The sequence below is a fragment of the Bradyrhizobium sp. STM 3562 genome (genome assembly GCF_045571435.1).
Lineage (GTDB): Bacteria > Pseudomonadota > Alphaproteobacteria > Rhizobiales > Xanthobacteraceae > Bradyrhizobium.
The window spans coordinates 204692-216724 of sequence record NZ_CP120694.1 but is presented as its reverse complement, the minus strand read 5'-3'; the positions used below and the strand labels follow the sequence as shown (position 1 = coordinate 216724).

Genomic DNA, 12033 nt, shown 5'->3' with positions numbered 1-12033 from the left:
CGGACCAAATCACACGCTTGGTCCGTAGCTCTCGATCATCCCATTGTGAGGGAACCGGCCGCGCGCCACGCCGATTATCCAGGCGCTGGTCTCACCGCAACCGTTGGCCATGACGATGACAGCAGGATTGCGCCGCGCGCCGCTCGAAATTCTCTTGGTCGCAACGATGCTGGCGACAGCGCCTGCCGCGGCGGAGAGCTCCCATCACGAGAGCAGCGGCACAATTGGACCGCCGCTACAAACCGTGAAGACGTTCGGTGACGATTTTCGCCTGGTCGGGATCGGCGTCTCAGCCAATGGCCGGGTGTTTGCGACGGCCCCGGCTTCCCAGCTCCGCTCTCGATTCAGCATGGTCGAGGTCGATCCAAAGACGGGCGCGGTGACACCCTATCCCGACGCGGCATGGAATAACTTCAACGAGCAGGGAGACGGCGCCTCGCAATGGATCTCGGTTCAGGCGCTTTGGGTTGATAAGGCCGATCATCTATGGGCGCTCGATTCCTCCCTGCCGAAGCTGGATCAAGAACGACTGCCGCCCAAACTGGTCGAGTTCGACCTGTCGACGAACCGCGTGATCCGGCAATATGATTTCAAGGGCGTGGTGTCGCCGAAGGATTCGTTGAACGACCTCCGCATCGACCTCGCGCACGACTACGCCTATCTCACCAATGCCGCCAACAAAGGCAGCCTGGTGGTGCTCGACCTGAGGACCGGCAAGGCACGACAGGTCCTCGTTGGCGATCGCTCGACCTTCGCCGATCCGAAGCAGCACCTGATGATCGGCAAGGAGGCGGCGCTGCGGCCGGACGGCTCGGTCGCCGCGATCCAGGCCGACGGCATCGCGCTGTCGCCGGATGCGGAATGGCTGTACTACCGCCCGCTCACCGACCATAATTATTGGCGCGTGCCGACGGCCGCGTTGCGCGACGAGAAGCTCTCGGAGGCGGAGCTGGCCAGAAAGGTCGAATATCTCGGCAGCTCGGTGCTGAGCGGCGGCCTGATCATGGATTCGCAGGGCACGCTTTATGGCGGCGATCTCGAGCACGCGACCGTGGCGGCGATGACGCTCGCGCCGGGCCACAAGCTGCGCACAAGCACCTTTGTCAGCGATCCCTCCAAGCTTTCCTGGGCCGACGGCTTCGCGATCAGCGGCGGCTATCTCTACATCGCCGACTCCCATCTCTGGGAGGTCGCGTTCAAGAACAACCGGCCGCGATCCGGTCCCTTTGCGATCTTCAAGGTGAAGCTGCCGGGTTAGCGCGTGATCCGAAAGGCGATGCCGCTTTTGGCGCACGTCAACCCCGACGAAGACGACTGATTTGCCCGGCGGGCACGCTTCCAAAATTCCTGTCAATCCGGCCGCGCAGAAATATTTCTGTTTTTCCGAAGCACGAATCAGCCGTATGATTCGCGCATCCCGCCTCGATGCAGAGGGACGGATCGCGATCGTCACGAACGTGAGGCGGGCTGCGGGTGGCCGCGAAAATGCCGACAGACGAGCGGCGTGATCGCGGACGGCGAAGTCGTGTGGTTCTGGCGCGCCCATGCAGGCGCCAAGTTGGCGGCGATGCTTATCGCATCGCGCTGACGACGGTGGCAATCAAGCCTGGTTCACCGGGAAGAGCACGAAGTAAGCCGTAAACCATGCGCGCAGGGAAGGCCGGTGTGATCACCGCCTGTACCTGTGGTCAACGCGCGCTCGCGCAATTTCCTTTTGCGCGGGGGCCCCGGGTGCAGCGGCCACCCGTCCTTCCCTGCGCCCTCTGTTCTCTGAGGGTGATGGCGATGCATGACTCGGGCGAAAGGCGTCGCGAGAATGCGAACGCGCGGCAGCATAGCTCGCGGCCCATCCTTCGAGATGCCGCGGGGTTTGTCATCGGGTCGCGCTTTGCGCGGAGCCGTTGGCGGCTCCTTAAGATGAGGCGTCAAGGCGCGGCACGAAGCAAGACCCTCATGGTGAGGAGCGCGCAGCGCGTCTCGAACCATGAGGCCCCCGAATGACCGGAAGCCTGGCTGTTTGACAATCGAATCAGAGAAAAACCCGCGCGGCGCGACGGCGCTACGTATTGAGCTTCGCGCCGGCCATCAGAATATCGCTCGCGATCTGGGCGGAGCGGTTGGCGAATTCGTCGCGCAGGCGGAGGGCAGCCGCCGGATCGCTCTCCAGCACGCGCTGAAACAGGCTGCGCGCGATGCGAATGACGGTGGAATGTTCCAGCGCAGTAGCGGTCGAGGGGCGGCGCATCGCCACCACCAGCGCGAGCTCGCCAATCAGGGAACCGGGGCCTGCGGTCATCTCCGCGCCGCTGTTGTCCTGGACACGCAACGCGCCGCGCTGGACGACATAGCCGCAATCGGCTTCGTCGCCCTGCTTGAAAAGCGTATCGCCGCGCGCCACGTCGCGTTGCTCGGAGCCGATCGCCAGCATGCGCAGCGCCGCGCTTCCCAACAGGCGCAGCGTCGGGACCCGCTCGAGCAGGGCCACATCATCTTCGATCGACATTCAGGACCGCTGATCGGGGACACGTTTCGGCGATTCGGTGTCCCGAACGTATCACGGCACCAACTTGTAGCCACCGGCCTCCGTTACCAGGATCTCCGGATTGGCAGCATCCTTCTCGATCTTCTGGCGGAGCCGGTAGATGTGGGTTTCCAGCGTGTGGGTGGTGACGCCTGAATTGTAGCCCCACACTTCTTGCAACAGCGTCTCGCGCGAAACCGGCAACTGCCCCGCGCGGTAAAGGAAGCGCAAAATCGCGGTCTCTTTCTCCGTCAGCCGTACCTTTCTGGCATTGGCGCTGGTCAACATCTTCGAACCGGGCCGAAAGCTATAGGGGCCGACCGAAAACACCGCGTCTTCACTGGCCTCGTGCTGGCGGAGCTGCGCGCGGATGCGGGCCAGCAGCACGGCGAATCGAAATGGCTTGGCCACATAATCGTTGGCGCCGGATTCGAGCCCGAGAATCGTGTCCGAGTCGGTGTCATGCCCCGTCAGCATGATGATGGGAGCCTTGAAGCCTCCCTTGCGCAAGGAGCGCACCACTTCGCGCCCGTCGGTATCGGGCAGGCCGACATCCATCAAGACCAGATCGGGTGAATTCGCCTTCGCGGCGCTGGCGCCCTTGGCACCAGTATCGACGGCAGAGGCTTCGAACTCGTCGTGCAGCGACAATTGCTCCACCAACGTATCGCGCAGATCGGTATCGTCATCCACGATCAGGATCTTGCGGGCATTGGCCATGGGTACATCCTCTATGGGGCCGCGGCGGGAGCAAACAGCTTTCGACCGGCCCGGTTACGGTAGGCCACCTCCAGTGGATACGTGTTGAAGTAGGCGGCCGTGACCGATTCACAAGTCGGTTTACACCTTACTCCACAATGGCGCGCCATTCAGATGAATGTCCTGTAATGCAGGGGCACTATGCAGCTTCGAAAATTTCCATGAAAAAGCAGGCTATTTCAATCACTTATGATAAATTATGGCGTGATCGGCCGCTTTCCTTTGTGTCGATTCGCACGGCTGCGGGCGATCCCCGCCGCGGCTGGCTGACCGGGGGCGGGCTCACCATCCCGGTCGCGCTCGGCCGTGGCGGCATTGTGGCCAACAAGCGCGAGGGCGACGGCGGGACTCCAAAGGGCACGTTCCGGCCTAGGCGCGTCTGGTGGCGCGCCGACCGTAGCCCACGGCCGCGGAGCTTTTTACCGGTGCGACCGATCCGCGGCGATGATGCCTGGTGCGAAGACCCCACCGACCGGCACTACAATCGGCCGCTGCGCCTCGCGCCGGGGCACGACGGCGACCGGCTGACGCGCGAAGATCATCTCTACGATTTCATCGTCGAAATCGACCACAACACGCGGCCGCGCATCGCCGGCCGCGGCAGTGCGGTGTTCCTGCATCTGGCGCGCGACAATTTTGGCCCAACGGCGGGCTGCATCTCGATGACCAGGGCGGCCATGCTGCAGCTCTTGCGGCGCTTGTCGCCACGAACCAAAATCATCATCGGGTAAGGCGACGTCTCTTGATCGTCATTGCAACAACGCAAACACCTAACGGTGTCCGAAGATCGCCGAGCCGACGCGCACATGCGTGGCGCCGAATTTGATCGCGACGGCGAAATCCGCGCTCATGCCCATCGAAAGCTTCTGCAAACCATTGCGTGCGGCAATCTTCGCGGTCAGCGCAAAGTGCGGTGCCGGCGCCTCGTTGACCGGCGGAATGCACATCAGGCCCGAAATGGTCAGACCGTAGTCCTTGCGACAGCTCGCAATGAAGGCATCGGCCTGCGCCGGCGCGATGCCGGCCTTCTGCGGCTCCTCGCCGGTGTTAATCTGCACAAAGAGTTCGGGATGTTTTTTCTGAGATTCGATTTCCTTGGCTAACGCCTGGCAAACACTCGGACGGTCGACCGAATGGATCGCATGGAACAGCGCCACCGCTTCCTTGGCCTTGTTGGATTGCAGCGGTCCGATCAGATGCAGCACGATGTCCGGGTAAGATACCGTTAACGCTGGCCACTTGGCCTTGGCCTCCTGCACGCGATTCTCGCCGAAAACGCGCTGTCCGGCCTCGATTGTCGGCACAATGTGCTCCGCGCCGAACGTTTTCGAGACTGCAATTAGGGTGACGGAGGCGCGATCGCGCCCGGCCTCCGCACAGGCACGCGCGATCTCCGCTTCCACTTGGGCAAGTGCGCTTGGTGAATGCGGAGTTACAGCGGACGAATGATCAGGCGCCATGGATCGAGAAGCTCGTAGTTCTACGGGGGTAGCTCTAATTTTACCGAGTTCGGGAAAGGCTTCTTGAACCATTCCCGGTACCCTCGCTTGGGGGTAGGGGAAAGAAGATGTCTCGCGTCAGTTTCAACCGTAAACGAGCGAAACTCAAGCAGCTCTTAGGCATCCGCGCGCGGCTCGCACTGCTTGCGGTGATCCTGGTTGCGCCCCTGATGCTGGAACGCGCCCGCTCGCTGGAAGATGCGCGGTCCAAGCAGATCGCGGCCGCCGCGGCCGAATTTTCCAGTCTCGCCAAGCACAGCGCCGACACCGAACGCGAAGTCATCTCCTCGGTCGAGACCGTGCTGAAGTCCGCCGCCTATATCCGCGCCTCCGTCGGCGGCATCGGCAAGAGTTGCGACATGCTGCGCGCGAGCCTGCCAACCAACCTGCCCTGGATCCGCAATATCTTGATCGTCGGCGGTGACGGACGCGTGCAGTGCTCGACCAGCAACACCGCCGTCGGCGCCGACATGAGCGATCGGGCCTATTACAAGAAGGCCCGGGAGACTCGCGACTTCGTCTTCAGCGATTTCCTCCTTGGCAGAGAAAGTCACGTCCCCATGGTGATGGCGGCCTATCCGGTCGCGGCGCTCAATAGCGAGAACGATGCCGTGGTGCTCGCTTCAGTCAATCTCGACTGGATGTCGAAGGTGATGAGCAATCTCGGCCGGCGGCCTGGGGTGTCGGCCGTGCTGGTGGACAGCAATGGAACCGTGCTCGCAGCGCCTTCGAATCCGGCGCAGTTGGTGGGTAAGTCGCTGGACGAGGTGCCGCTGCTGTCCGCGATCGCGGAGCCGGCCCTGACGTCGGACGAGGACGAAGGCTCGCTTTCCTTCACCGCCGCGGACGGCTCGAAACGCGCGATCAGCTTTGCGCGGATCGCCGGAACCGGCGCGCGCCTGATCGTCAGCAATGACGAGGACGAGGCCACCGCGGCGATCGATCGCGACATCAGGACCGCTTACCTCCAGCTCGGCTTCGTCAGCCTGTTCGTGCTCTTGGGCGCACTGATCGCCGCGGAAAAGCTGATCGTGCAGCCGATCCAGATCCTGGCGGGGACAGCAAAACGCTTCGGCCACGGCGACTGGTCGGCGCGCGCGACGCGCGATCATCTCCCGTCCGAATTCGTCCCGCTCGCCCGTGCCTTCAACGCGATGGCGGCAAAACTGAGCCAGCGCGAGCGCGAGCTGCTCGCCACTAACGACCGCCTCACTGTGATCGCCTCGATCGACATGTTGTCGGGGCTCGCCAACCGGCGCGGCTTCCAGAGCCGGCTGGATTTTGAATGGATGAAGGCCCAGCAATATGGGTGCGAGCTGTCGCTCTTGATGATCGATGTCGATCATTTCAAGCTTTACAACGACACCTATGGTCATCGCGAAGGCGATGCCTGCCTGACCAAGCTCGGCGAAACTCTTGCCGCGATCGCCGCGGAAACCATGGGATTTGCAGGGCGATATGGCGGCGAGGAGTTCTGCCTGCTGCTCCCGAATGCAACCGCGGACCGCGCGCGCGAAGTCGGCGAACTGGTGCGCGCGTCGGTGCAGGACTTGGCGCTGCCGCACCGGACGTCCCTGCACCAGTGCGTCACGGTCAGCGTCGGCGTGGCCTGCACCACCCCGAGCGACAGCCAGGACCCAGGTGAGCTCATCGAGGCGGCCGATGCCGCGCTTTATGCCGCCAAACACCGCGGCCGCAACACCGTGGTCGAGCACGGTTTTGGGCGTCCCAGCGGCGGCAACGGTATCGCCATCGCAAGCTGAGGCGGCCCTGCCCGGCAGCTTTTGAACGCGTTGGGCGTTGACCCCCCGGCCGTTTTTGTGGCCTAGTCCGCCGTCTTTACGACGGCCCCGAATCCACGAAAAAGCCTGCGATTTGATGAGTTCCGAACGTTACAACGCCCGCGAAGCCGAGCCGCGCTGGCAGCGCCAGTGGGACGAACAGGCGATCTTCGCCTCCAAGAACGACGATCCGCGGCCGAAATATTACGTGCTCGAGATGTTCCCCTACCCGTCCGGGCGCATCCATATCGGCCATGTCCGTAACTACACGCTCGGCGACGTGCTAGCCCGCTATATGCGCGCCAAGGGCTTCAACGTGATCCACCCGATGGGCTGGGACGCCTTCGGCCTGCCGGCGGAGAACGCCGCGATCGAGCGCAAGATCGCGCCCAAGCAGTGGACCTACGACAACATCGCTGCGATGAAGAAGCAGCTCCGTTCGATCGGTCTGTCGCTGGACTGGTCACGCGAATTCGCGACCTGCGATCCCTCCTACTACAAGCATCAGCAGAAGCTGTTCCTGGATTTCCTGCGCGCAGGCCTCGCCGAGCGCGAGAAGCGCAAGGTGAACTGGGATCCGGTCGACATGACCGTGCTCGCCAACGAGCAGGTGATCGACGGCCGCGGCTGGCGCTCGGGCGCGATCGTCGAACAGCGCGAGATGAACCAGTGGGTGTTCAAGATCACCAAATACGCCCAGGAGCTGCTCGACGCGATCGACACGCTCGACCGCTGGCCGGACAAGGTGCGGCTGATGCAGCGCAACTGGATCGGCCGTTCGGAAGGCCTGCTTGTCCGCTTCGCGCTTGACCCTGCCACGACGCCCGCCGGCGAGACCGAGCTGAAGATTTTCACGACGCGGCCCGACACACTGTTCGGCGCGAAGTTCATGGCGATTTCGGCCGATCATCCGCTCGCCCAGGCCGCGGCCGGTAAGAGTCCGAAGCTGGCGGAGTTCATCGCCGAGATCAAACGCATCGGCACGGCGCAGGAGATCATCGACACCGCGGAGAAGCAGGGTTTTGACACCGGCATCCGCGCCATCCATCCGTTCGATCCGAGCTGGAGGCTGCCGGTCTACGTCGCCAATTTCGTGCTGATGGAATATGGCACCGGCGCAATCTTCGGCTGCCCCGCGCACGATCAGCGTGACCTCGACTTCGTCAACAAATACGGGCTCGGCAACACGCCGGTGGTCTGCCCCGAAGGTCAGGATCCCAAGACATTCGTGATCACGGACACGGCCTATGACGGCGATGGCCGCATGATCAATTCACGCTTTCTCGACGGCATGACCATCGAGCAGGCAAAGGAAGAAGTCGCCAAGCGCCTGGAAAGGGAGCTGCGCGGCAACGCACCGGTCGGCGAACGCCAGGTGAATTTCCGCCTGCGCGATTGGGGTATCTCGCGGCAACGCTATTGGGGCTGCCCGATCCCGGTGATCCATTGTCCCAAATGCGACGTCGTGCCGGTGCCGGAGAAGGACCTGCCGGTGACGCTGCCCGAAGATGCGACGTTCGATAGGCCGGGCAATGCGCTCGACCATCACCCGACGTGGAAGCATGTCACCTGCCCGAAATGCGGCGGCGAGGCGCAGCGCGAAACCGACACCATGGACACGTTCGTCGATTCGTCCTGGTACTTTGCGCGCTTCACCGATCCCTGGAACGAGAACAGTCCGACCACGCGGCCTGTGGTCGATCGGCTGATGCCGGTCGATCAATATATCGGCGGCGTCGAGCACGCGATTCTGCATCTGCTCTACAGCCGCTTCTTCATCCGCGCGATGAAGGCGACCGGCCATATCGGCATGGACGAGCCGTTCGCCGGCATGTTCACGCAGGGCATGGTGGTGCACGAGACCTACCAGAAGCCGGACGGCACTTATGTCATGCCCGCCGAGGTCAGAGTGGAGACCGGCGCGAACGGCCGCCGGGGCTTTTTGATCGACACCGGCGAAGAGGTGACGATCGGCTCGATCGAGAAGATGTCGAAGTCGAAGAAGAACACCGTCGACCCCGACGACATCATCGCGACTTATGGCGCCGACGTCGCGCGCTGGTTCATGCTGTCGGATTCGCCGCCCGATCGCGACGTGATCTGGAGCGACGAACGGGTGCAGGGGGCGGCGCGCTTCGTGCAGCGGCTGTGGCGCCTGGTGAACGAATCAGCCGAGATCGCCAGGAATGCGCCGGCGGACCGGCCGCAAAGCTTCGGCCCTGAGGCCACAGCTTTGCGCAAGGCCGCCCACAGTGCCCTGGACAAGGTGTCCGGCGGCATCGAGCGGCTGCATTTCAACGTTTGCCTCGCCCATATCCGCGAATTCGCCAATGCGCTGGCCGACGTGCTGGCCAGGCAGGGTCAGCCAACGGCCGACCTCCGCTGGGCTGTCCGCGAGGCCGCGCTGATTCTCGTGCAGCTCTTCGCGCCGATGATGCCGCATCTGGCTGAGGAGTGCTGGCAGGTGCTGGGGCAGTCAGGATTGATATCGGAAGCCAATTGGCCGCAAATCGAACGCGATTTGCTGGTTGAAGACGCGGTCACATTGGTGGTCCAAGTGAACGGTAAGAAACGCGGCGAGGTGACGGTGGCCAAGACCGCCCAAAATCCGGAAATTGAGGCTGCCGTTTTGGCGCTCGATGCGGTAAAAGCCGCGCTGGGCGGCAAAGCCGTCCGCAAGGTCATTATCGTTCCCATGAGGATCGTGAATGTGGTTGGCTAAAACGTGCGTTGCCGCTCGGCTGCTGGCCGTGGTCGCTTTGGCGGCGCTGACAGCCGGCTGCTTTCAGCCCATGTATGCCGAGCACACCAACGGCACGCCCGATTTGCGCGAAAAGTTGCTGGGCGTCGAAGTGCCGCCGGTCGACAAGCCCAACGGCTCGCGCGAGGCTCGAATCGGGGTCGAAATCCGCAACGCGTTGGCGTTCAAGCTCTACGGCAACGCCACTGGCATGCCGCCGACGCATCGGCTGGTCCTGAAGTTCACCACCAGCCGCTCCTCGGTGCTGGTCGATCCGAACACGGCGCTGCCGACCAGTGAGAATTTTGGCATCGACGCGCAGTACACGCTGATCGAGATTGCAAGCAACAAATCGGTGCTGAACGGCAGCACCTTTGCCCGCGTCTCCTACGACATGCCGGGCTCCTATCAGCGCTTCGCGCGCTCGCGTGCCTTCCGTGACGCCGAAGACCGCGCCGCGCAGGAAATTGCGGACAATATTCAGACACGGCTCGCCTCGTTCTTCGTAGCTGGCACGTGAACTCCTCATTCCCGGGGCGCTCGCTTTAGTGAGCGAACCCGGAATCCAGAGCTTGTTGAGCGAGATTCCGGGTTCGCGCTCACGCGCGCCCCGGAATGACTGAACCAATGGTCGCGCTGCGCGGAAAAGACATCGATACGTTCCTCGCCCGGCCCGATCCGGGGCGGCCGATCATTCTGCTTTATGGACCGGACACAGGCTTGGTACGCGAGCGCGCGGATGCGCTGCTGGCATCCGCCGTCGATGACCCGAATGACCCCTTTTCGCTGGTGAAGCTGGATGGCGATGAGCTGGCCGCCGAACCATCCCGCCTGGTCGACGAAGCCCTGACGGTGCCTTTGTTCGGCGGCCGCCGCGCCATCCGCGTGCGCGCCGGCTCGCGCAGCTTCGCCAGTGGCGTCGATACGCTGGCCGACACGCCCTTGAAAGATTGCCGGATCGTCATCGAGGCCGGCGATCTGCGCCCCGAATCGCCGCTGCGCAAGGCGTGTGAGCGGGCCAAGACCGCGGTCGCGATCGGCTGTTATCCCGACACCGAGCGCGATCTGGCGAAGCTGATCGACGATGAACTGCGGCTCGCCAATCTGCGCATCGCGCCGGAAGCGCGCGCGACGCTGACGTCCTTGCTCGGCGGCGACCGCCAGGCCTCGCGCAACGAGCTGCGCAAGCTGACACTGTTTGCCCATGGCGAGGGCGAGGTGACGCTCGACCATGTGATGGCCGTCGTTGCCGATGCGTCGGAGCTTAAACTTGATCCCATCGTCGATGGCGCCTTCGCCGGCAAGCCCGAACTGGTCGAAACCGAATTCGCCAAGGCGATGGTGGCCGGCACCTATCCCGGCGTGATCATCGCGGCCGCGCAGCGTCAGGCGGCCTGGCTGCACAAATCGGCCCTCGCGCTTGGCGAGGGTACGCCACTCTCATCCCTGCTCGAAGGCGGCTATCCGCGGCTGCATTTTTCACGCAAAGGCGCGGTCGAAACTGCGCTGCGCAATTTCAATCCCACGCGGCTCCTTGCGATCATCGATCAGCTTGCAACGGCTGCTCTGGACATGCGCAAGCAACCGTCGCTGGCCGCGGTCATCGCGCAACGCACCTTGCTGTCGATTGCGGTGAACGCCAAGCGGCGAGGGTGACGTCTTGCACCCTCATTCCGGGCGCGCCGAACGCGCGAATCCGGAATCCAGAGATTGTGGCGCGGGATTCCGGGTTCGAGGCTTCGGCTCGCCCCGGAATGACGGGACAGCGAAGTGTAACCTTCAGCCAGACCGCGCCAGCCGCTTCATCACTTCGTCAAGCTGTTCGAGGTTGCGGTAGTTGATCTGCACGGTGCCGCCGGGATCGCGATGATTGACGGAGACGGCAAGTCCGAGGGCATCACTGACACGCTTCTCCAGCGCAACCGTATCGGGGTCCTTGACCTTGGCGCTGCGCGGCTTCTGCGGTTTGCGCTCCGGCACGCCCTCTTCATGGGCGAGCGCCTCAACCTGGCGCACATTGAGACCCTCTTCGACAATGCGCTTGGCGGCGGCGAGCGGGTCGGGCACGTTGATCAGCGCGCGGGCGTGGCCGGCGGACAGCTCCCCCGTCGCGATATAGGCCTGCACCTCGGCCGGCAGCTTCGTCAGCCGCATCATGTTGGCGACGTGACTGCGGCTCTTACCGACGATCTTGGCGATCTCTTCCTGGCTGCGTTTGAACTCGCCCGCGAGCGCGTGATAGCCCTGCGCCTCTTCCATCGGGTTGAGATCTTCGCGCTGCACGTTCTCGATAATCGCGATCTCCAGCGCATCGCTGTCGCTGACATCAACCGGAACGATCGGCACCTCATGCAGGCCGGCCGCCTGCGCCGCGCGCCAGCGTCGCTCGCCGGCGATGATCTCAAAGCGATCCTGCGTGCCGCGCACCGGCCGCGCCACGATCGGCTGAATGACGCCATGCTGCCTGACTGAGTTGGTGAGCTCGGCGAGTTCGGCGTCCGAAAAAGTACGCCGCGGGTTGCGCGGATTGGGCTTTAGAAATTCGATCGGCACCTTGCGCTGGCCGCGCGGCCGTTCGGCATGCTTGGCCTCGCCGCCGACATCACCGATCAGACTTGCAAGACCGCGGCCCAGTCGCGAACGCGCTTCGTCGGCCATCGCCAGCTCCCTTGGATTCAACTTAAGCGCTCCTGTTCCTCTGTTGTCATTCCGGGACGCGCGGCCCGAACTCGG

The 12033-nt window shown here is 63.4% G+C and carries 10 protein-coding genes; 6 read left to right on the top strand and 4 right to left on the bottom strand.

Annotated features, from left to right (window positions below; all coding sequences use genetic code 11):
* Positions 1–109 precede the first annotated feature (109 nt).
* A complete protein-coding gene (locus P6U23_RS01010; RefSeq protein ID WP_407177783.1) occupies positions 110–1258 on the top strand; it encodes an L-dopachrome tautomerase-related protein in 1149 nt (382 codons plus the stop codon).
* Between the two features lie 801 nt (positions 1259–2059).
* On the opposite strand, the gene P6U23_RS01005 is transcribed toward P6U23_RS01010, so the two are convergent.
* Together P6U23_RS01005 and P6U23_RS01000 are read right to left on the bottom strand one after the other, a co-directional pair.
* Positions 2060–2503: a cyclic nucleotide-binding domain-containing protein gene (locus P6U23_RS01005; RefSeq protein WP_024511846.1), complete on the bottom strand. Its 444-nt coding sequence runs from the start codon at positions 2501–2503 to the stop codon at positions 2060–2062.
* Positions 2504–2554: 51 nt separating this feature from the next.
* Positions 2555–3241, bottom strand: a complete 687-nt coding sequence (locus P6U23_RS01000; RefSeq protein ID WP_024511845.1) for a response regulator transcription factor — start codon at positions 3239–3241, stop codon at positions 2555–2557.
* Between the two features lie 200 nt (positions 3242–3441).
* Between P6U23_RS01000 and P6U23_RS00995 the strand changes: the two genes are divergently transcribed.
* Positions 3442–4011 (top strand): L,D-transpeptidase, encoded by a 570-nt coding sequence (locus tag P6U23_RS00995; protein WP_407177782.1) that lies wholly within the window; start codon positions 3442–3444, stop codon positions 4009–4011.
* 39 nt (positions 4012–4050) lie between these two features.
* Here P6U23_RS00995 and P6U23_RS00990 read toward each other — a convergent pair whose 3' ends face one another.
* A complete protein-coding gene (locus tag P6U23_RS00990) occupies positions 4051–4740 on the bottom strand; it encodes a YggS family pyridoxal phosphate-dependent enzyme (protein ID WP_407181737.1) in 690 nt (229 codons plus the stop codon).
* 107 nt (positions 4741–4847) lie between these two features.
* Between P6U23_RS00990 and P6U23_RS00985 the strand changes: the two genes are divergently transcribed.
* From P6U23_RS00985 to holA, 4 genes are all read left to right on the top strand, one after another.
* Positions 4848–6542: a diguanylate cyclase domain-containing protein gene (locus P6U23_RS00985; RefSeq protein WP_407177781.1), complete on the top strand. Its 1695-nt coding sequence runs from the start codon at positions 4848–4850 to the stop codon at positions 6540–6542.
* 115 nt (positions 6543–6657) lie between these two features.
* Positions 6658–9282: a leucine--tRNA ligase gene (gene leuS / locus P6U23_RS00980; RefSeq protein WP_407177780.1), complete on the top strand. Its 2625-nt coding sequence runs from the start codon at positions 6658–6660 to the stop codon at positions 9280–9282.
* On the top strand, positions 9269–9820 hold the full coding sequence (gene lptE, locus P6U23_RS00975) for an LPS assembly lipoprotein LptE (protein WP_407177779.1): 552 nt from the start codon (positions 9269–9271) through the stop codon (positions 9818–9820). Before leuS ends, lptE begins: the two co-directional genes overlap by 14 nt.
* A gap of 107 nt (positions 9821–9927) precedes the next feature.
* Entirely contained in the window at positions 9928–10956 is a 1029-nt protein-coding gene (gene holA / locus P6U23_RS00970) for a DNA polymerase III subunit delta (protein ID WP_407181736.1), read from the top strand.
* Between the two features lie 123 nt (positions 10957–11079).
* On the opposite strand, the gene P6U23_RS00965 is transcribed toward holA, so the two are convergent.
* The gene (locus P6U23_RS00965) at positions 11080–11958 is read right to left on the bottom strand and encodes a ParB/RepB/Spo0J family partition protein (protein ID WP_407177778.1); all 879 of its coding nucleotides are present in this window, start codon (positions 11956–11958) and stop codon (positions 11080–11082) included.
* Between the last annotated feature and the right edge of the window lie 75 nt (positions 11959–12033).